Here is a 19528-nt window from a genome sequence, read left to right on the forward strand (position 1 = left end):
GATCCCGGAATCCTGCAAAGGTTGTCTCGCTAGCGATCCGTCCGGGCCGACACCACGTCGAGCGCGGTCCAGGCGAGCGCAGTCGCAGCGTCAAGTAGCGCCTTCTCCGCTTTCGGTCCGACGCAATGCTCCGCAAACTCCCGCTGGTGGTTCAGAACAGGCCAAGAACCGACACCTACATAGGGGTGAATGGCGGGCACAATCTGTGAGAGATTGCCCATGTCAGTAGAGGCCCGGTTCATGCGTCGCGCCGGAGTTCCCTCGTCGAAGACGCGCCCCAACCGCTTCGCGTTACCGATATAGGCCTGCAACGCCGCCTGGTCAGTGCGGAACTCAGCGTAAGGCTTGCTCTCGGGAACAATGGTGAGGTCGCAACCCGTCGCGAGAGCCCCCGCTTCGAAACACCGCCACACTTTCTCTTCGACCGCCGCGAGCTGCTGAAGTGACTCAGCACGCACGTACCAGCGGCCCTCCGTGCGCGCCGGAATGGCGTTGGGAGCCTCGCCGCCGTTGGTCATCACCCCGTGGACGCGCACCGATTCGGGAAGCTGCTGGCGGAGGAGACCGAGCGCGACTTGCGCAATCGTGAAGGCGTCCGCGGCGTTGACCCCCTGCTCAGGGTAGGCCGCCGCGTGCGCAGCCTTCCCCGCATAGGACACGTGCGAGTGCGACACCGCGAACGGTTGGGCTTCGGCGACATCGACAGGCGCCGGGTGAGCCATCATCGCGAGATCCAGGTTCACGAACGCTCCTCGTTCGATGAGGTCGATCTTCCCGCCGCCGCCTTCCTCGGCGGGCGTTCCGTAGACCTCGATCCTCAACCCGAACTCGTCGGCCAACGGGGCGAGAGCACGAGCCGCGCCCACGGTTATGGCCGAGATGAGGTTGTGCCCGCAGGCGTGTCCGAGGCCCGGGAGCGCGTCGTACTCCGCGCACAGACCGAGCCGGAACGGTCCGGTGCCGTAGGTCGCGAGAAAGGCAGTATCCAGGCCGAGGTACCCCATCGTGACGTCGAACTGCGCTTCGCCTAGTGCGTCTGCCACCCAACGGGCAGATCGATACTCCTCCCACGCGACCTCCGGATTCGCGTGCAGCACCTCGGAGAGGGCGATCAGTCGTGGTGCATCGCTTCGCACGATCTCCGCTGCACGGTTTTTGGCGGCCGAGAGTTCGCCCCGGCGATGGTCCCCCATCACTCGTCTCCTGGAACGCCGTAGGAAGGCGCTGCAGTGGGATCCAATCCGCGAGTGACGTAGTCGTCGCGCTGCGGCAGCCAGAGGTCCAGCAACCGCCGCAGATCCGAGATGGGATGGTCGCTCCAGTCAACCCGTAAATCGGTCTCGCGCCACGGCACCGTCCGAACCACGGCTAGACCCGCCGAATGGACAGGTCCTGCCTCGCCGCCGGCTGCAAGCCCCGCTTCTAATGCGGTGAGCAGGCGCTCTTCGAGCGCTCCCGTCGCGGACTCAAAGCTCTCCACCAGCGCGTCGACCACCTGAGGTCCTGCCAGCATGTTGCCGGCCGCCACGACGTGGGCGCCCACACGGTCAGCATTGACCCCGAGCGCGTGCTTTCCCGAATACGCAGCGCCCTCACCGCCGGCCTCAAGCACCGTCAGTTGCCGGTAGTCGATGAACTCGCACTTCTCGACGACACTATTGAGTGCGTCCCCTGCGCCGTGGCCCCGATCCAGCGCATCAAGCAGCTGGTTTCCAAGTCGAGGGTCGGTGACATTCTGCGAAGCGGCACCACCGACGCCTGATCGCAGATGGATGCAGCGCGCTGCGACGGCCGGACTCGACGACGTCACCGCCATACCGACGGCGCCCGAGTCATCGGTGGCGAGCACAGAGAAGGTCACCGGTAGCCCTCCGGAATCACTGCGATCGCATCCACCTCTACCAACCACTCGGGTCGAGCAAGTGCTGACACGACAATCCCGGTCGAGATCGGGTGGACGCCACGGGTCCAGCGACCGATGGTGCGGTACACCGTCTCGCGATAGCGGGGATCGACGATGTAAATCGTCAGCTTCACCAGATGCTCCATCGACGCCCCAGCCTCCCGCAGCAGCATGTCGATGTTCGCCATCGCCCGTTCGGTTTGCGCTTCCACGTCACCGACACCGACCGATTCACTCGTGTCGAGGTCCTGGCCGATCTGCCCTCGGACATACACCGTGTTGCCGGCGACGACCGCTTGACAAAGGTCGTTATCGAGATGTTGCTCCGGGTAGGTGTCACGCGTATTGAAGGGGCGGATGCGCGTGTGTCCGCCCGCAGTGATCGATTTGCTCAAGTCAATCTCTCCAGTGGGATCGGCCGATGGGACCTTCCTCCTGAGGGTAGGCACGCCCGCAGGGTCTGTCGAGACGATCTAATCGGGCCGCAAGTTCGGCCCAGTCGATGCACACAAGGCGCGCTCGGAACGGCCGCCACCCACCCTTATTGGCCTGCCCCGATCCCACCGCGCTGTACGACGTCCTCGATCAGCCCCTGGACGGCGGCCATCCTGCGCGTTGCACGGGCCCCCTCCGCCTTCATGACCACGACGCCGAGCGACGGCGCCTGATCGGCGATGTCCACTGCCACCACCGCCTGGTCGTTGCCCTCGGAATCGTGCCGGGGGCGAACATTCAGCAGGGTGTACGCAAGCCCCCGAGCGACAATTGCCCTGCACGTCGCCGCACTTGTCGACCGGTAGCGCACCAGTGGATTGACCCCCGCAGATTCGAAGATGCCCGCGAAGTACTCGCGACTGTGGGGCAGATCCAGTAGCGCCAAGGGCTCGTGGGACAACTCGTGAAGTTTGACTCTCCTTCGTTTTGCCAACCGGTGGTTGTGTGGCAACAGGATGTAGGGAGCAAGCCGACGAAGTGGGGTCATGCTCAAGCGCGCGTCGGGCGCCAGGTCGTAACCGATGGCCAACTCGAAGCGACCACGGGCCACTCCCTCAGTCAACTCGGCAAGGTCGACCTCACTCGTGTTGATCTCGAGCCCAGGAAAATGCGCCGCTGCTTCCGCAAGGATCTCAGGGAGGACGTAGGGTGCAAGCACGCCGAAACAGGCTAGGTGGAGAGTGCCCGTCAGGTCATGGCCCAATCCGCGCGCTTGGTCAGCCAACTCGTCCGCCTGCCGTAGCAGGTTCCGGGCAGCTGCGAGCAGTTCTTCCCCGGCCGCGGACAAGGTGACACCCCGTGCGTGATGACGCAGCAGGAGTTGCACTCCCAGCGTCCGCTCCAGCTCCACGAGGGCGGTCGACAAAGCAGACTGGGACAAGTGAATCTCCTGCGCCGCCGCGGTGACGCTTCCCGCTTCAGCGACGGCGACGAAGTACTCCAACTGCCGCAGCGTGTACTGAGCCATCCCGCTCCTCCTCGTCGCCATCGGACCGGCCGGCGCATGCGCTCAGGCTCTCGCAGTGGGCAACCGGCGCCCCACAGTGTACGAGGTTGCGAGCTGCCGATGCGCCCCCGAAAGTGCGCGTCCCACCCGATCGCTTTGTTCGGCACAATAGAACTCGAAGGCCGACAAGATCTGTTGGACACATGCTCGACCTCCGGCGAGGATCGCGTGAGACGCAGCAGCAGTTGCGCTGGTTCATCGGAGGTTGAAGTGTCGAAAGAGCACATCGAGGCAGTTGTTATCGGGGCCGGGCAGGCGGGGATAGCGATGAGTGAGCACTTGAGCAACTGCGGCGTTTCGCATGTTGTTCTCGAGCGGGACCGCATCGCCGAACGATGGCGCTCGCAGCGGTGGGATTCACTCGTCGCGAACGGCCCCGCGTGGCACGATCGCTTCCCCAATCTGGAGTTCGATGAAGTCGCCCCGGATTCCTTCGCAACGAAGGAACAGGTCGCGGACTACTTCGAGGCGTACGCCAGAAAAATCGGTGCGCCGGTACGTTGCGGCGTCGAGGTCACGTCGGTCCGGCCGAACGAAGGCCGACCGGGTTTTCGAGTGACGACCTCCGCGGGTGAGTACGATGCTCGGTTTGTCGTGGTCGCTACCGGGCCTTTCCAACGCCCGTCGATCCCCGCGATCGTCCCAGAGTCCGCAGGCGTTCAGCAGATTCACTCGAGCAGTTATCGCAACCCGGCGCAACTGCCCAGCGGAGGCGTGCTCGTGGTCGGGGCCGGCTCATCCGGGGTCCAGATCGCCGACGAACTTCGCCGATCTGGCCGCGATGTGTATCTGTCGGTAGGACCCCACGATCGACCGCCGCGAAGCTATCGGGGACGGGACTTCGTGTGGTGGTTGGGCGTGCTCGGCATGTGGGACGCAGACGCACCGCCCGCTGGCGCGGAGCACGTCACCATCGCCGTCAGCGGAGCGCGCGGAGGTCACACTGTCGACTTCCGCGAACTTGCCGCGGCCGGTATCGAACTTGTCGGCATGACCACGGCCTTCGAGGACGGAGTGCTCCGATTTGCCGGCGACCTTGCAGCGAACATCCAACGAGGTGACGCGAACTATCTCGCACTTCTCGATGCCGCTGACGACTACATTGCGCGCAACGGCCTCGCATTCCCGGAGGAACCACGAGCCCGTGAGCTCGGCGCACTTCCCGATTGCGCCTCACAGCCGCATCGTGAGCTCGACCTTCAGGACGCCGGGGTGAACTCGATCGTCTGGGCAACCGGGTTCACGGCCGACTACAGCTGGTTGCACGCGGACGCGTTCGACGAGAAAGGCCGGCCGCGGCACCGCCGCGGCGTCTCCAGCGAGCCGGGCATCTATTTCCTTGGGCTTCCCTGGCTGTCCCGGCGCGGTTCAAGCTTCATCTGGGGCGTGTGGCATGACGCAAAGTACGTGGCTGACCACATCGCCACGCAACGGACGTACCTCAGCTATCGAAGCGGAGCCAGCAAGTAGCGGACCGACTCGACGCCGTTCGCCGCCACGCGGGGAGCGGCGTCGAGCTGTATGTCGGCGCCTTGGATCGTGAGGCCGAGGCGGCCACGGCGCTGGCTTCCGCGTACAACGCACGACGCCTCATCCCCAGCAGAGGGATGAGGCGTCGCGGTTCTCGATGACCAGGCTTAGCGAGGGCACACGGCCTCGGATGAGGAACGGTCAGGCGGTTGCGCGCTTGTCGCTCTCATGAAGGAGTTCTCGGCCTCGGGTTTCGGGGATCGTCGATACCGTCACCAGCCCGATGCCGGCGATGACCACCAAGACGAATGCGGGAACGAGATCGCTTCCGGTCAGCCCGATCAACCACGTGTTGAGGTAGGGAATCGTTCCGGCGAAGAACGCGCCGGCGACGCTGTATCCCATCGAGAGCCCGCTCTGACGGGTGCGAGTGGGAAACAGCTCAGCAACCGTCGAAGCGTGGGTACCCAGAATGAGAGCCAAGATGGCAGCGAGACCGAACGTTGCGGCGAATCCCGTCGACAAGGTGCCCTGCTGCATCAACAGGAAGAGCGGAACGGCTGCGAGAGCCAGCAGCACTCCCGCCCCGAGCAGCACAGGCTTTCGACCCACGCGATCCGAGAGGATCCCGGACAGGGGAATGATCCCGATTGCGGTAAGCGAAGCGACGGATGACAAAAGCGCAGCTTGAGAGCCCGAAAGCCCGACGATCTCCTCCTGGTACGTGATCAGGTACACGAGGACCACGTAGAAGGTCGAGTTCATGAACGTCTCGATGCCCACCGTCTGGGCGAACTGCCGGCCGTTGCGGCGAAATACCTCTCGCACTGGCTGCGAGGAAACCGTCTCCAGCTCCGAGATCATGCGGAACTCAGGCGTGTCCTCAATGCGCATGCGGATGTACAGCCCCACGAACGCGAGGGGGACGGTGATCAAGAAGGGGATACGCCATCCCCAGTCGAGGACCTGCTGATCGGTCAGTGCAACGTGGAGGAGCCACACGACGAACGACGCTGCGAGGAACCCGAGCACCGAACCGAACTCGATCCATGAGCAACCGAAACCTCGACGCTTGGGTGGCGAGTACTCGGCCAAAAAAGCCGCCGCGGAACCGAACTCACCTCCTGCCGCGAGCCCTTGGATGATGCGTGCCACCACGAGGAGCACCGGCGCAAGGATGCCGATCGTGTCGTAGGAAGGAAGGACACCCATCAAGAGAGTGCCGACGGCCATCGAGATGATGACGATCGACAATGTGATCTTGCGGCCGTACTTGTCCCCGATGTACCCGAACAGGACCGAGCCGAGCGGACGGACGAAGAAGGCGACCGCGAAAACTGCGAAGACCGCCAAGAGCGCGGCGTTGCCGTCCTGCTCCGGGAAGAAGATCTTGGCGATCGTCGTCGCCAGATACGCGTAAAGAGCCCAATCGAACCAGTGCACGAAAACACCGACCGATCCTGCGACCAGGCTCCGCCGCAGGCCTTTCTGCATGGTCGGATCGCTGGCTGTCCCCTCGGTGGTCATATGTCCCCTCGCTCGTCGGCGTCGTTCCCACCGCTGGCCAATCCCGGCGGCGTATCGCCCATCGTGATGCGGCCCACACGGATATGTAAAGCGCGAGTAAACTGGCTACTGAATCTGAAAAATCGATGCCGCGAACGTGGGCGGACCCTGGGATTGACCTCGCCTGAGCCCGCTACTTTGTCGGTCCGCGGCGAGGACTCCTACGAGTCACTCGAGCTGATCAGCCCGAGCCGTCGCGCTTTGAGAAGCGCCGATTTACGGTCGCGAACGCCGAGCTTGGCGTACACGGAGGATGCCTGCTTCTTCACCGTGTTGAGGGAAACCGTCTGCGCATCGGCAACCTCAGCAAGAGTCTCGTAGCCGTCCCCGACGCCTGATGGTGGGACGGCTCCCCGCCGTCGCGATGAGTGTTTCAAGCCACTTCTCCTCTTCCCCTATGCCGAGCTGGCGGCGTTTCACGCTGGTGTATGCGCGTCCCGATCCACCGCGTGGAACGAGAACCAGGCAAGGTCTATCGGAGGAGTGCTGCGCCTGACTACGGCTCGCATCCTCAAAAGAGCCAAATTGGTACGCGAATTGGTACGCATGGTGCGCATAGCGTGGCGCGGCTCCGAGCGGCACCTGCCGGGAGGCGGTCTCAGTTGGTCGCACGCCTTCCAAGCCCGCGTCTCCACCGCGAGCTCACCCGAAACCGCGAGGGCTTACTTCGACCCCAAGTCGTCGTCGAGTCGGATGCGATTCGACCTTTCGCCTCAGCGGACGAGACCAGTGGTAGCCTGCGGATCGCCAGTCGTACCCCGATGGGGGTCAGGGAATCCGGTGCGAATCCGGAACTGACGCGCAGCGGTAAGGGCGACGGGCCGAGCACAACGCCACTGGACGAGATTCTGGGAAGGCGCTCGGTCCGGATGACCCCGAGTCCGAAGACCTGCTGGCCCTCGCGGCAATCGCCGGGAGGTCACGCCGGGCTCCGCGCACGAGCCCCGACCTCGAAAGGTGGCGGCTCCATGCCCGCATCCCGTTCTCTCGCATCGATCAGTGCCGCGAGTCTCGTGCTCGCCCTCTCTGCCTGCGCGAGCAGCTCGTCCGAACGACTTCAACCGACGAGCGAAGCCGGTTACCCGCGCACGATCGACAACTGCGGTCGCCAGGTGACCATCGAGGCTCCCCCGCGGAGGGCTGTCTCGCTCAACCAGGGGTCGACCGAGATCCTGTTGTCGCTCGGTCTCGCGGACCGGATGGTCGGCACCGCGACGTGGACCGATCCGGTCCGTGAGAACCTCAAGGTCGACAACGCCAAGGTCGAGCGCCTCGCCGACAACGCTCCGTCCTACGAGCGGGTCCTCGAGGCAGAACCGGACCTGGTGACCGCGTCGTTCGCCTCCACGCTGGGTGAAGGCGGGGTGACGACGCCGGACGCGCTCGAACGTCTCGGTGTGCCTTCGTATCTCTCTCCGGCCGAATGCGCGAAGGACAACGAAGGCGACGACGACGGCTCGCGGGACGCGCCGCTCGGCATCGAGACGATCTATCAGGAGGTCCAGGAACTTGCCGAGATCTTCGGCGCAGAAGCTGAAGGGCAGGCACTCGTCGATGATCTGACCGCTCGCATGGAAGCGGCCGCCGCCCAGGCACCCGAGGATGAGGTCAGCGTCCTGTTCTGGTTCGCGAACTCCGAGTCGCCCTACCTGGCGGGCTGTTGCGGCGCCCCGGGCATCATCAGTCGCACGCTCGGTCTGAAGAACGTCTTCGACGACACACAGGCGGAGTGGCCGCAAGCGAACTGGGAGACCGTGGCGCAACGCGATCCGGATGTCCTCGTGATCGGCGACCTGACCCGCAAGAGCCAGACGGCCGAGACCGCCGCGGCGAAGATCGCCTACCTGGAGTCCCATCCCGTGACGCGGGAGATGACCGCCGTCGAGGAGCGCCGGTACATCACGCTGACCGGCGCCGCGATGAATCCGTCGATCCGCACCGTGGACGGCGTCGAGCAGGTGGCGGAGGGCCTGCGCGAGCTCGGGCTCAGCGAATGACGCTCACCACCCGCTCGTGGCTTCTGGGCCTCACCGCCCTCGGCGTGCTCGCCGCGTCCATCGCGATGGCGGTCACCATCGGCCCCTCGGACCTCGCTGCGCGCGACGCGCTGTCCGTAATCATCGCGAAGACAGGCGGACCAGAGTCAGGGCTCAGCCGCCTTCAGGAGGGCATCATCTGGGACTTGCGCCTCCCGCGGATCCTGCTGGCCGCCGCTTGCGGAGCCGGCCTCGCAGTCTGCGGAGTGATCCTTCAATCGCTGTTGCGCAATCCCCTGGCCGACCCGTTCGTTCTCGGCGTCTCGTCGGGCGCGTCGACGGGGGCGGTCGCGGTCGTCGTCCTCGGCCTCGGCACGGGTGCGATCGGACTCGCGGGAGGCGCCTTCATCGGAGCTGTGGCCGCCTTCGCGCTGGTGCTCGCCCTGGCCGCGGCTGCCGGGGGGACGACGGATCGCGTCGTACTCGCCGGTGTGGCGGCGACTCAGCTGTTCTCTGCTCTCACGTCGTTCATCGTGTTCACGTCCGCCGACGCGGAGCAGACGCGCGGAGTCCTCTTCTGGCTGCTCGGCTCGCTGGCCAGCGCCTCGTGGCGAGACGTCGCTGTCGTCAGCGCCGTGGTGCTCGTCGGTCTCGTCGTGTGCCTCATCGCGGCCTCCTCACTCGACGCGTTCGCCTTCGGCGAGAATGCGGCCGCGGCGCTCGGCGTCAACGTCGCCGTATCGCGCCTCGGGCTGTTGCTGATGACCGCGCTGATGACCGCCGCCATCGTCAGCACGTCGGGAGCGATCGGCTTCGTCGGGCTCGTCCTGCCCCACCTGGCCCGCGTGCTCGTCGGCGTCGGACACCGGCGGCTCGTCCCCGCCACGGCCGTCGCCGGTGCGATCTTCCTCGTCTGGGTGGACACCGCCGCCCGCACGGTGCTCGATCCGCAGGAACTGCCGGTCGGCGTCGCCACCGCTCTCGTCGGCGTCCCGGTGTTCGCGTTGATCCTGTTGCAGCGGAGTCGAACGTCGGTCTGAACCGCGTCCAGGAAGAGTGGTGGAGCCGGTGACGGGAATCGAACCCGCGTATCTTGCTTGGGAAGCAAGCGCTCTGCCATTGAGCTACACCGGCGTCGACCCCGATCATAGCGACCTCGGGGCTCTGGAGGGCGCAAGGGAGGCAGCGGCCACGCTACGGTGACGCCATGTCACTCGTGCTGCTGGAGTCCGACGGTCCGGTTCGGACGATCACACTGAACGCGCCGGACCGCCTCAACGCGCTGGACATGCCACTCCTGGACGAGCTCCGAGCCGCGGTCGCGACCGTCGCCGACGATGACGAGGCCCGGGTCCTCGTGGTGACCGGTGCCGGCAAGGCGTTCTGCTCAGGGGCGAACGTCGACAGCCTCTTCGGCGACACGAGTCGGCCCGTCGAGGAACTGCGCGAGCACCTCATGCGCGTCTACAGCTCCTTCCTCGGCATCCGCGACCTCCAGATTCCGACGATCGCCGCGGTCCACGGTGCGGCGGTCGGGGCGGGCCTGAACATCGCGCTCGCCTGCGACGTCATCGTCGCCGGGCCCGAGGCGGGATTCGGTCCGACCTTCTCGAAGATCGGCCTGCACCCCGGCGGCGGCTGCACCTGGATGCTCACCCAGCGCATCGGCTCGGCGAACACGGCCGCGGCGCTCTACGCCGGCGAGATCATCGACGCTCAGACCGGCCTTCGGCTCGGCATCGCCCAGGAGATCGCGGACGACGCCCTCGCCCGGGCCCGGGAGCTCGCCGACACCTACGCATCGCGCAATCCGCAGCTCATGGCCGACATCAAACGCTCGGTGCAGATCGCAGCCGACGCCGATCTCGCCGGCTCCCTCGACTTCGAGTCCTGGGCCCAGGCCGCGTCCCTCAGCAGCGAGGAGTTCGCCGCCTTCGCGGCCCGCTTCCGCCGTTGACGCCCAGACGACCCCTAGGGAAACAGCGGGTCGCGGGATACAGTGCGTGGGTGGAACCAACCGTGGCGGGCACCCGGACGGCGGGCGCGCACGCTGCATCCGCACATGCCGACCCCGTCGACCCCGACATCCTGGCGACCCTCCACGAGGCTCGCCGCCGATTGAGAACGCAAACCGCCTCGCTCCTCTTCGTGAGCGAGAACGGCACCATCCTCGAGCCGTACGCCTCGGTCGGCCTCCGCCACACTCTCCGCGCCGCCTCGCGCGTGCCGATGGGCCAGGGATTCGCCGGGCGGATCGCCCTGTCCCGCCAGCCGCTCGCCCTGTCCGAGGTCACGCGCGAGAACGTCATCAACCCCCTGCTGCGCACGTCAGGCGTCCAGTCCCTGCTCGGCGTCCCCGTCCTGACGCCCTCGCGCCTTCTCGGCGTCATGCACGTCGGCACCTTCGAGGGTCACGAGTTCACCGATGACGACGTGGCGACCCTGTACGAGTTCGCCCGCCGGGTCGCCGAGATCGCCGAGCCGACCGGCGTCCACCGCGCCCACGACGCCGCCCTCGTCCTGCAACGCAGCCTCCTGCCCACCACCCCGCGCGACATCGCCGGCCTCGAGACGGCCGCCCGCTACGTTCCCGCCGAGGGCGACCTCGGTGGCGACTGGTACGACGTCTTCAGCCTCCCCGACGGCTCCGTCGGCCTCGTCATGGGCGACGTCATCGGCCACGGCCTCCCCGCCGCGGTCATCATGGGACGCCTGCGCAGCGCGCTGCGCGCCTACGCCCTCGACTACTCCCGCCCCGCTGAGGTTCTCGAGCGGCTCGATCGCAAGATCCGGCACTTCGAGGACGGCGCGTACGCGACGGTCGTCTATGCGGTGCTGCAGCCCCCGTTCGAGAAGGTCACGTTCAGCTCGGCCGGACACTGGCCGCCGCTGATGGCCGCGCAAGGCGAGTCTCCGCAGGAAGTGCCGATCGTGCACGACCCCATGCTCGGCATCGGCGACTTCGAGCGGAAGGAGACCGTCGTGGAGTTCCCCGAGGGATCCTCGCTGTGCTTCTACACCGACGGGCTGGTCGAGCGGCCTCTCGACCCACACGACCCGCGAAGCCGGTCGACGGACCGCCAGCTGAACATCGTGCGCACCCACTTCTCCGCGGCGGACGACCCCGAGACGGCATGCAGCCGCCTGGTCGCGAACGCCGTCGGCGACGAGTTCGTCGAGGACGACATCGCGCTCCTCATCGTCCGTCGCCCCTGAACCTCAGAACTCAGGTGGCACCGTGGGTGGCGGCCACCGCGCGCGCCTCGGCCCGCAGCGCCTCGATGACGAACCGCACCGACGGTCGTTCGAACCGGTCCGGCCGCAGGACCGCGGCGATCTCGCGCTTCGCACGGATACCGACGAGCGGCCGCGTCACCAGACCGTTGCCGTGCTCTCGTGTCGTGAAGCGCGGCAGAATAGCGATGCCGTGCCCCGCCGCGACCACTGCTTCGACGATCCCGTTGTCACTGAAGCGCTGCGCGATCCGCACCGGCTCGCCGGTCACCGCCACGATCCGCGTGAGGACGTCGTCGAACGGATATCCCTTCGGCACCCCGATCCACGTCTCGCCGGCGACGTCCTTGGGCGACAGCGTCTGGTGCCGAGCCAGCCGGTGGTCCTCGGGCAGCGCGACATCGAGCGGCTCGCTCATGAGCGGGACGACCTGAAGATCACGGTCGTGCCACGTCTCGCGCGCGCTCGGCGTGTCAGCCACGACGACGTCGTAATCGGGAACGAGGTCGGCCATGTCCTCAAGATGCGTGGGATCGACGTCGTGGCACACCAACCGCACGCTCGGCTCCTCCTCCATCCGCCGCAGAAGCCCCGGGAGCAGCATCTCGCCACCGGTCGGGAACGTCGTGAGGCTGACATCGCCGGCCGGTCGCGTCATGTAGTCGCGCCACTTCGCCTCGGCCTGCTCGATCGCCACCGCGATCTCCGTGGCCGTCCGCGCCAGCGCCCGACCGGCGGCGGTCAGCGCGATGCCCCGCCCACGGGGCTCGGTCAACTGAAATCCGGCCTCGCGCTCCAGCAGTTTCAGCTGTTGCGATACCGCCGAGGGAGTGACGTGCATCTCCTCGGCAACGGCAGCCACCGAGCCCCGCTCGGCCAGTTCCCGCAGAATCGCAAGGCGCTTCACGTCCATGTAGCCAGACTACACGTTCAGTGAAGTTCTCTTAGCTTGTCCTTCGCAATCGAGCCGCCGAGAATGGAGGGGAACCACCACGAAGGGAGCCCGCATGATCATCGTCGCCACGCTGGCCGCGATCACGCTCGCTGTCGGGATCACCCGCACCGCACACCTCGTGCGTACGGACGGCTACCGCCAGGTGCCGACCCGCTGGCGCTGACCGCACACCGACCGCCGCGAAGCCCGCTTGCTCTGGAGCAAGCGGGCTTTCTCGTTGCGCCACCCCGGGGTTGAACTCCTAAGTTACTCGCGAGATACTTAAGTTACCCGGCAGTAAACCTCCGGTCAGCCGATCGATCCGAACGTACCCCTGAAGGACGCTGGCATGAGCCATTACAAGAGCAATCTGCGTGACGTCGAGTTCAACCTCTTCGAGCTGTTCGACCGCGACTCGGTCATGGGCTCCGGGCCCTTCGCCGAGGTCGACGGCGAAACGGCGCGGAGCATCCTCGTCGAGGTCGAGCGCCTGGCCCGCGAGGACCTCGCGGCGTCCTTCACTGACGCGGATCGCCACCCGCCGGTCTACGACCCCGACGCCAAGACCGTCGCCATGAACCCCGAGTTCGCCAAGAGCTACCAGGCCTGGATGGACTCGGAGTGGTGGCGCCTGCAGCTGCCCGAGGAGCTCGGCGGCCAGCCCGCCCCTTCCTCCCTCATCTGGTCGCTCGGCGAGTTCGTCCTCGGCGCCAACCCACCGGTGTGGATGTACGGCGCCGGCCCGGCCTTCGCGCGCATCGTCTGGGAGAACGGGACCGACCGCGACAAGAAGATCGCCGAGCACATCATCGAGCGCCGCTGGGGCACCACGATGGTGCTGACCGAGCCCGACGCCGGCTCCGACGTCGGCGCGGGCCGGACCAAGGCCTTCCAGAACGAGGACGGCACCTGGCGCATCGAGGGCGTGAAGCGCTTCATCACGTCGGCCGAGCACGACATGAGCGAGAACATCATGCACCTCGTGCTGGCCCGCCCGGTCGGCATCGAGGGCGTCGGCGGCCCCGGAACCAAGGGCCTGAGCCTGTTCCTCGTCCCCAAGTACCACTTCGATCTCGAGACCGGCGAGCTGACGGGCGAGCGCAACGGCGCCTACGTCACCAACGTCGAGAAGAAGATGGGCATCAAGGTCTCGACCACGTGCGAGGTGACCTTCGGCGACGGTGCGCCGGCCACCGGCTGGCTGCTCGGCGAGGTGCACGACGGCATCAACCAGATGTTCCGCGTCATCGAGAACGCCCGCATGATGGTCGGCGCGAAGGCCATCGCCACGCTGTCGACCGGCTACCTCAACGCCCTCGAGTACGCCAAGGAGCGCGTGCAGGGCGCCGATCTCACCAACCCGGCCAAGACCGCTCCCCGCGTCACCATCACCCACCACCCGGACGTGCGCCGCTCGCTGCTCACGCAGAAGGCGTTCGCCGAGGGCCTGCGTTCGCTGATGATCTACGCGGGAACCTGGCAGGACGAGATCGCCATCAAGAAGGCCGCCGGCGAGGACGCGTCGCTGGCCGAGTCGGTCAACGACTTCCTGCTCCCGATCGTCAAGGGCTACGGCTCGGAGCGTTCGTGGGTGCTGCTCGGCACGGAGTCGCTGCAGACCTTCGGCGGCTCGGGCTTCCTCCAGGACTACCCCGTCGAGCAGTACGTCCGCGACGCCAAGATCGACACCCTCTACGAGGGCACGACGGCGATTCAGGGCCAGGACCTCTTCTTCCGCAAGATCGTCCGCGACAAGGGCACCGCACTCGGCTTCCTCAACAACGAGATCGAGGCGTTCATCAAGAGCGAGGCCGGCAACGGTCGCCTCAAGGTGGAGCGCGAGCTGCTCGCCAAGGGCCTGGACGATGCCCAGGCGATCGTCGGCGCCATGTTCAACGACCTCATGGCCGCCAACCCGGCCGAGGAGACCGGCGACGCCCGCAACGTCTACAAGGTCGCCCTGAACACGACCCGCCTCGTGTACGTGCTCGGCGATCTCGTCGTCTCGTGGCTCCTGCTGCGCGGCGCCGAGGTGGCGCTCGCCAAGCTCGATGCCGGCGCGACCGGTACCGACAAGTCCTTCTACGAGGGCAAGGTCGCCGCGGCGTCGTTCTTCGCCAAGAGCGTTCTCCCCACGCTCTCGGCGGAGCGTCAGATCGCCGAGAACGTCGACCTGTCGGTCATGGAGCTGGACGAGTCGGCGTTCTGATCCACGGGCGGTATGGCACAGTGGCGCGGTGAGGTCTCGCGCGTGGTACGTCATCGGCGCCGTGATCGCCGCCGTCGGCTGGGTCGGCGCGACGGCCTATACCGCCGGGGCGTGGGATCAACTGCGCGGCAGCACCGTCACCCCCGTGGGCCAGCCGTTCGACGGGTCCGGCCATGATGTCGCCGTCCTCACCGACCTGCCGCAACCCGGGCGAGAGATCGCCTGCGAGGCCGTCGGGCCCGGCGAGGAACGCACGCCCATCCCGTCGGACTCGGTCGTCGACGTGACGGTGAGTTCGGACGGCACCCGCTGGCACCTCATCGCGCTCATGGAGGACGGGCGCGAGCAGATGAGCGTCGAATGCCGGCCGAGCGACGAACGCTCCGACAGCGCGATCTACGGGTACGCCGTCGTGGACGATCTCGACGCGCGCGACCGGGCCGGATCGCTGCTGGCCTGGGGATCGCTCGCCGCCGGCGCCGCGATCATCGCCGCGACCGCGTGGCGGCGGGCGCGGCCATGACACCGGCGGGCGCGCCGATCCCCCGGATCGTCCAGCCCGATACGCGCACGTGCGGCCCGAGCGCGATCCTCGCCGCCGCCATCGCCCTGCGCGGCGAACCCTCCGTCGGCCGCTCGCAGGCCGTGCACGTGCTGCACCGGCGGCTGGCCTCAGCGCGACGATCCGACGGCGGCTGGCGGCTACCGTGGCCCCGCGCCCTCGGAACGTCGCCATGGGCCGCCGCCCACGAGCTGGGCGCGGTCAGCGGCGAGACGTACGCCTGGAGGCTCGTCCGTCACCGGCGGCTCGACCGGGAGTTCGCGAAGCTCGCCGCGTCCACCCAGCCCGCTCTGCTCTACGTCGGCAGCGCCGTACTTCCGCGGCACGTCGTCCTGATCGCCGAGGTGAACGAGGACGCGCTCCGCATCCTCGACCCGGCCTCCGGCCGTATCGTCGCCCGCGACCGGAGTGCGTTCGTCGACCGTCGCTTACGCCTCAGCGGCTGGGACGTCCCGTGGCTCGTCGTGAGCCGACGGGGTGACGAATCGCACGAGGCCCCCTAGGTTGGCCCCATGAGTCTGCAGACCTACGTCGACGCCTGGCGGCACTCCGTCAACGCCGTCCTCGACCTCGACCTGCGTCCCGAGGACGCCGATCGCATCACGGACCTGCCCGGCTGGTCCGTCCGCGACGTCGTGGCCCATCTGGTGCACCTCGAGGAGGTGCTGGCCGACGGCTCGGAGACGGCCCGCGCCGACGGCCCGAAGGGGTTGTCAGCGGAGTACACGCAGGCGGGCGTCGACGCCCTGCGCGACGTGCCGCTCCCCGATCTGCTGGCTCGCCTCCGCGCGGCGGTCGATCGCCGTTCCGCCCAGCTCGAGGTGCTGCCGGACGACCCGAACGCCCTGGCGCCCAGTACCCCGTCGGGGACACCGTGGTCCTGGGACACCCTGCTCCGCAACCGGGTGGTCGACGCGTGGATGCACGAGCAGGACCTGCGCCGGGCGATCGGTCGCGGCGGCAATCTCGACTCCCCCGGCGCCCACGTGACCGTCCAGACCTTCCGCGCCGCCCTCCCGTTCGTCATCGGCAAGCGCGCCGGCGCCCCGGCCGGCCATCCGGTCGCCGTCATCGTCACCGGCCAGGTCCCCTTCCGCCGCACCGTCGCCGTCGGCGACGACGGCCGCGCGGGCGACACGGATGCCGATCCGAAGACGACGCTCACGATGGACACCGAGTCGTTCGCCATCCTCGGCGGCGGCCGACGCAAGCCCGGCCAGGTGCCGGTCACCGTCGAGGGCGACTCCGAACTCGCCCACCGCATCCTCACCGGCCTCGCGGTCACCCCGTAGGACCCGCGATGAGCGAGCACTGGACGACTGAGGACATCGGCGACCTGCGCGAGCACACCGCCGTGATCACCGGAGTGACGGGCGGGCTCGGCGCCGCCACCGCCCTCGGCCTTGCTCGGCGCGGCGCCCGCCTCATCGTGACCGCTCGCGACCTCACGAAGGCCGATGAGGCGCTCGCCCGACTGCACCAGGAGGCGCCCGACGCGCAGATCGACGTGATCCGCCTCGATCTGGCCGACTTGGAGCAGACCAAAGAGGCGGCAGCCGAGCTCGCCGGCTCGGTCCAACGGATCGACATCCTCATCAACAACGCCGGCATCATGATCCCGCCGTTCTCGCGCACCAAGGACGGCTTCGAACTGCAGATGGGGACGAACCACCTCGGGCATTTCGCGTGGACCGCCGGGCTCTGGCCGGCGCTGCGCCACGGTGCCCGCATCGTGACCGTGTCGTCGTTGGCGCACGCGTCCGCACGCCAGCTCGACCTGCGGGTGCTGACGGCCGGGAACTACCCACGCCGGTACCGACGCTGGCAGGCATACGGGGAGTCCAAGCTCGCCAACCTGCTGTTCGCGCTCGAACTGAACCGCCGAGCGACCACCGCTAGCCTGCCGGTGACCAGCGTCGCCGCGCACCCCGGCTATGCCTCGACCAACCTCACCAAGACCGGCCTCACGCTCCACGGCTCGTCCCTGCCGGCGATCGCGATCCACCAGATCACCGGGTTCATCGGGCAGTCCGCCTCACTGGGGGCACTCCCGTTGCTGCGTGCGGCGACGGACCCGGACCTGCGCGGCGGCGAATACCTCGGACCCGACGGGTTCCAGCAGCTGCGCGGCAAGCATCCGCGGCACGTCGGCATGACACGACTCGCTCGCGACGAGGCCCTCGCCGCGAGCGTGTGGGAGGCGTCCGAGGCGGCCGCCGGCGTGCGGTTCGACGTCAGCTGAGGCCGCGGCCGGAGATCTGTCCCCAGTAATCGGGATCGTCGCGCAGCAGCCGCGCCCGCGTCTTGCGGCGGTAGCGCCAGATCTGCACGAGCCCGAGGATCCACAGGACGTACTGGAAGCTCATCGCCAGCTTGAACGCCTCCGGGGTGTACGCCGCGCTCGAGCCCGGCGTCGCCGCGTCGAGGATGATGCCGATCGCCACCACCAGCACGAGACTCGCGACGAAGCCGCCCTGGTTGATCAGGCCGGTCGCGCTGCCGAGCCGCTCGACCGGATTGGAGGTGCGGCCGAGGTCGAAGCCGATCATCGACGCCGGACCGCCGACGCCGGCGACCACGACGAGGATCACCAGCATCCAGCCCGGCGCGTCCCCCGGCCACAGCAGCACGACCGCCCAGGCGAGCATGATCGACCAGACGAGCACCAGCACGAGGGTGGACCGATGCCACTGGTACGTGCCGACGAACCACCCGAGTAACGGGCCGGCGGCGATGACAGCGAGCACCATGACGGTGAGCAGGAGGTTCGCGAACCCCTCGCTGGTGTTCTCGCCGCGGACGAAGAAGGGGAATCCCCAGAGCAGCCCGAGGCCGTTGGAGCTGAACTGAGTCGTGAAGTGGATCCAGAAGCCGAGCCGCGTCCCCGGATGCGACCACGAGGCCCCGAGGCTGGACTTGATGTTGGACCACGAGAGCGCTGGGCCACGCACGGTGCGCCGGCTCGGCTCGTCGCGCACGGCGATCAGGACCGCGATCGCCGCGACGAGACTCAGCGCAGCGGCCAGGACGTACGACCGCGTCCACCCGAGGGTGCCGAGGGCGTACGTCATCGGGGCGGCGGCGACGATCGCACCGATCTGCCCGATCGGACCGGTGATCTGCGTGATCAGCGGAATCTGCCGCGGAGCGAACCACGCGTTGATGAGTCGCAGGACGCACACGAAGGTCAGCGCGTCGCCGATACCCACGAAGATCCGGGCGAGCACGGCGAGTTCGTAGGAGTTCGCGAAACCGAACCCGGTCTGCGCGAGCACCAGCACGGTGCTGCCGGCCAACATCACGGCACGCGGACCGAAGCGGTCCACCAGCAGCCCGACCGGCACCTGCATCCCCGCGTACACCAGCAGCTGGAGCATCGTGAAGGTCGCGAGCTGCGAGGCGGAGATGTCGAAGCGCTCGGAGGCGGCCAGCCCGGCCACGGCGAGCGAGGACCGGTGGAACACCGCGAGGAGATACGCCGCGACGGCGACGCCCCAGACGAGGAATGCTCCCGGGGAGTGTCGGTCGGGAGGCGCCTGGTTCACCTCGACATTCTAGGAGTTCGGGAGGACGCGCCGACGTCCGGCCGAGGCCCTGTGACATGGCCCACGCTTCTGCTCGAGCGGTAGCCAGTCCGCACAGACTGACATAACGTGGGCGGTGATGAGCCCAGTTCTGACGCAGACAACGACCATCCGACCGATCACCGACAACGATCTCGACACCATCGTCGACCTCAACCAGGACGCCCTCGAGGGCGTCGGCCCCCTCGACCGCGCGAAAGCCGCGGAACTCGTGGCGATGGCCGACCAGGCACTCGTGATGGAGGACGACGGCGACATCGCCGGTTTCGTCATCACCCTGCCGCCCGGCGTGGACTACGACTCCAGCCGCTACCACTGGTTCGACGGGTACTTCGACACCGACGACTACGTCTACCTCGACCGGATCGTCGTGTCCGCCGATCATCGGCGCAAGGGGGTCGCCTCGCGGCTCTACGAGGCGATCGAGCGCGACAAGCCGATCGGCCTGGAGGTCTACGACCACAACGACGGGTCGCTGGCCTTCCACACCGGCCGCGGGTTCCGCGAGGTCGGCGTGCTGGCCGAGAACGGCCTCGTCAACGTCATGATGGTGCGCCTCCCCGCCTGAGCGAACAGGCGCACGTCTTCT

At 67.6% G+C, this 19528-nt stretch carries 18 protein-coding genes, 1 tRNA gene and 1 riboswitch; of the genes, 11 read left to right on the forward strand and 8 right to left on the reverse strand.

Going from position 1 to position 19528, the window contains the following annotated elements; translation table 11 throughout:
- Nucleotides 1-29: 29 nt before the first annotated feature.
- From EHW97_RS07345 to EHW97_RS07360, 4 genes are all read right to left on the reverse strand, one after another.
- Nucleotides 30-1193 carry a M20 family metallopeptidase gene (locus EHW97_RS07345; RefSeq protein ID WP_124236521.1) on the reverse strand — a complete coding sequence of 388 codons (1164 nt, stop codon included), beginning with the start codon at nt 1191-1193 and terminating at the stop codon, nt 30-32.
- Nucleotides 1193-1861: a DUF1028 domain-containing protein gene (locus EHW97_RS07350; RefSeq protein WP_124236522.1), complete on the reverse strand. Its 669-nt coding sequence runs from the start codon at nt 1859-1861 to the stop codon at nt 1193-1195. The genes EHW97_RS07345 and EHW97_RS07350 overlap by 1 nt, the downstream gene beginning before the upstream one ends.
- Entirely contained in the window at nt 1858-2298 is a 441-nt protein-coding gene (locus EHW97_RS07355; protein ID WP_243696340.1) for a RidA family protein, read from the reverse strand. Before EHW97_RS07355 ends, EHW97_RS07350 begins: the two co-directional genes overlap by 4 nt.
- Before the next feature lie 146 nt (nt 2299-2444).
- Complete coding sequence (locus EHW97_RS07360) at nt 2445-3365, reverse strand: LysR family transcriptional regulator (RefSeq protein WP_124236523.1); 921 nt, start codon at nt 3363-3365, stop codon at nt 2445-2447.
- 207 nt (nt 3366-3572) lie between these two features.
- On the opposite strand from EHW97_RS07360, the gene EHW97_RS07365 reads away from it, so the two are divergent.
- A complete protein-coding gene (locus EHW97_RS07365) occupies nt 3573-4874 on the forward strand; it encodes a flavin-containing monooxygenase (protein WP_243696341.1) in 1302 nt (433 codons plus the stop codon).
- Nucleotides 4875-5075: 201 nt separating this feature from the next.
- Here the strand turns inward: EHW97_RS07365 and EHW97_RS07370 are convergent, their stop codons facing one another.
- Nucleotides 5076-6401 (reverse strand): MFS transporter, encoded by a 1326-nt coding sequence (locus EHW97_RS07370; RefSeq protein ID WP_124236525.1) that lies wholly within the window; start codon nt 6399-6401, stop codon nt 5076-5078.
- A 770-nt stretch (nt 6402-7171) separates the two neighbouring features.
- Nucleotides 7172-7350, forward strand: a riboswitch (cobalamin riboswitch).
- A 58-nt stretch (nt 7351-7408) separates the two neighbouring features.
- Between EHW97_RS07370 and EHW97_RS07375 the strand changes: the two genes are divergently transcribed.
- Nucleotides 7409-8437, forward strand: coding sequence for an ABC transporter substrate-binding protein (locus EHW97_RS07375; RefSeq protein WP_124236526.1), 1029 nt, complete (start codon nt 7409-7411; stop codon nt 8435-8437).
- Nucleotides 8434-9456 (forward strand): FecCD family ABC transporter permease, encoded by a 1023-nt coding sequence (locus EHW97_RS07380; RefSeq protein WP_124236527.1) that lies wholly within the window; start codon nt 8434-8436, stop codon nt 9454-9456. Before EHW97_RS07375 ends, EHW97_RS07380 begins: the two co-directional genes overlap by 4 nt.
- Nucleotides 9457-9476: 20 nt before the next feature.
- Here EHW97_RS07380 and EHW97_RS07385 read toward each other — a convergent pair.
- Nucleotides 9477-9550 (reverse strand) — tRNA-Gly (locus tag EHW97_RS07385).
- A 73-nt stretch (nt 9551-9623) separates the two neighbouring features.
- Here EHW97_RS07385 and EHW97_RS07390 point away from each other — a divergent pair.
- Both EHW97_RS07390 and EHW97_RS07395 read left to right on the forward strand, forming a co-directional pair.
- Nucleotides 9624-10373 carry an enoyl-CoA hydratase gene (locus tag EHW97_RS07390; protein WP_124236528.1) on the forward strand — a complete coding sequence of 250 codons (750 nt, stop codon included), beginning with the start codon at nt 9624-9626 and terminating at the stop codon, nt 10371-10373.
- 50 nt (nt 10374-10423) lie between these two features.
- Entirely contained in the window at nt 10424-11632 is a 1209-nt protein-coding gene (locus EHW97_RS07395) for a PP2C family protein-serine/threonine phosphatase (protein WP_124236529.1), read from the forward strand.
- A gap of 10 nt (nt 11633-11642) precedes the next feature.
- Here the strand turns inward: EHW97_RS07395 and EHW97_RS07400 are convergent, their stop codons facing one another.
- Nucleotides 11643-12563 carry a LysR family transcriptional regulator gene (locus EHW97_RS07400; protein WP_124236530.1) on the reverse strand — a complete coding sequence of 307 codons (921 nt, stop codon included), beginning with the start codon at nt 12561-12563 and terminating at the stop codon, nt 11643-11645.
- Between the two features lie 370 nt (nt 12564-12933).
- On the opposite strand from EHW97_RS07400, the gene EHW97_RS07405 reads away from it, so the two are divergent.
- Genes EHW97_RS07405 through EHW97_RS07425 form a run of 5 tightly spaced genes read left to right on the forward strand, consistent with a single transcriptional unit; the run spans nt 12934 to nt 17597 of the window.
- Nucleotides 12934-14793, forward strand: a complete 1860-nt coding sequence (locus EHW97_RS07405) for an acyl-CoA dehydrogenase (RefSeq protein ID WP_124236531.1) — start codon at nt 12934-12936, stop codon at nt 14791-14793.
- Nucleotides 14794-14821: 28 nt separating this feature from the next.
- The gene (locus tag EHW97_RS07410) at nt 14822-15316 is read left to right on the forward strand and encodes a hypothetical protein (RefSeq protein ID WP_124236532.1); all 495 of its coding nucleotides are present in this window, start codon (nt 14822-14824) and stop codon (nt 15314-15316) included.
- Entirely contained in the window at nt 15313-15858 is a 546-nt protein-coding gene (locus tag EHW97_RS07415; RefSeq protein WP_124236533.1) for a hypothetical protein, read from the forward strand. The genes EHW97_RS07410 and EHW97_RS07415 overlap by 4 nt, the downstream gene beginning before the upstream one ends.
- A 9-nt stretch (nt 15859-15867) precedes the next feature.
- Nucleotides 15868-16647, forward strand: coding sequence for a maleylpyruvate isomerase family mycothiol-dependent enzyme (locus tag EHW97_RS07420; protein WP_124236534.1), 780 nt, complete (start codon nt 15868-15870; stop codon nt 16645-16647).
- An 8-nt stretch (nt 16648-16655) separates the two neighbouring features.
- Nucleotides 16656-17597 carry an oxidoreductase gene (locus tag EHW97_RS07425; protein WP_124236535.1) on the forward strand — a complete coding sequence of 314 codons (942 nt, stop codon included), beginning with the start codon at nt 16656-16658 and terminating at the stop codon, nt 17595-17597.
- Here EHW97_RS07425 and EHW97_RS07430 read toward each other — a convergent pair.
- Nucleotides 17590-18900 (reverse strand): MFS transporter, encoded by a 1311-nt coding sequence (locus tag EHW97_RS07430; protein WP_124236536.1) that lies wholly within the window; start codon nt 18898-18900, stop codon nt 17590-17592. The genes EHW97_RS07425 and EHW97_RS07430 overlap by 8 nt on opposite strands.
- 118 nt (nt 18901-19018) lie before the next feature.
- Here EHW97_RS07430 and EHW97_RS07435 point away from each other — a divergent pair, with 118 nt between their 5' ends.
- Nucleotides 19019-19507, forward strand: a complete 489-nt coding sequence (locus tag EHW97_RS07435) for a GNAT family N-acetyltransferase (RefSeq protein ID WP_124236537.1) — start codon at nt 19019-19021, stop codon at nt 19505-19507.
- Nucleotides 19508-19528: the final 21 nt, after the last annotated feature.

Origin of the sequence: Aeromicrobium camelliae, assembly GCF_003850045.1 — a bacterium.
Lineage (GTDB): Bacteria > Actinomycetota > Actinomycetes > Propionibacteriales > Nocardioidaceae > Aeromicrobium > Aeromicrobium camelliae.

Coding starts and splice junctions, on each gene's coding strand:
- EHW97_RS07380 (WP_124236527.1), top strand. CDS start 8,434: ATGACGCTCACCACCCGCTCGTGGCTTCTGGGCCTCACCGCCCTCGGC.
- EHW97_RS07345 (WP_124236521.1), bottom strand. CDS start 1,193: ATGGGGGACCATCGCCGGGGCGAACTCTCGGCCGCCAAAAACCGTGCA.
- EHW97_RS07425 (WP_124236535.1), top strand. CDS start 16,656: ATGAGCGAGCACTGGACGACTGAGGACATCGGCGACCTGCGCGAGCAC.
- EHW97_RS07415 (WP_124236533.1), top strand. CDS start 15,313: ATGACACCGGCGGGCGCGCCGATCCCCCGGATCGTCCAGCCCGATACG.
- EHW97_RS07405 (WP_124236531.1), top strand. CDS start 12,934: ATGAGCCATTACAAGAGCAATCTGCGTGACGTCGAGTTCAACCTCTTC.
- EHW97_RS07390 (WP_124236528.1), top strand. CDS start 9,624: ATGTCACTCGTGCTGCTGGAGTCCGACGGTCCGGTTCGGACGATCACA.
- EHW97_RS07370 (WP_124236525.1), bottom strand. CDS start 6,401: ATGACCACCGAGGGGACAGCCAGCGATCCGACCATGCAGAAAGGCCTG.
- EHW97_RS07420 (WP_124236534.1), top strand. CDS start 15,868: ATGAGTCTGCAGACCTACGTCGACGCCTGGCGGCACTCCGTCAACGCC.
- EHW97_RS07400 (WP_124236530.1), bottom strand. CDS start 12,563: ATGGACGTGAAGCGCCTTGCGATTCTGCGGGAACTGGCCGAGCGGGGC.
- EHW97_RS07360 (WP_124236523.1), bottom strand. CDS start 3,365: ATGGCTCAGTACACGCTGCGGCAGTTGGAGTACTTCGTCGCCGTCGCT.
- EHW97_RS07435 (WP_124236537.1), top strand. CDS start 19,019: ATGAGCCCAGTTCTGACGCAGACAACGACCATCCGACCGATCACCGAC.
- EHW97_RS07375 (WP_124236526.1), top strand. CDS start 7,409: ATGCCCGCATCCCGTTCTCTCGCATCGATCAGTGCCGCGAGTCTCGTG.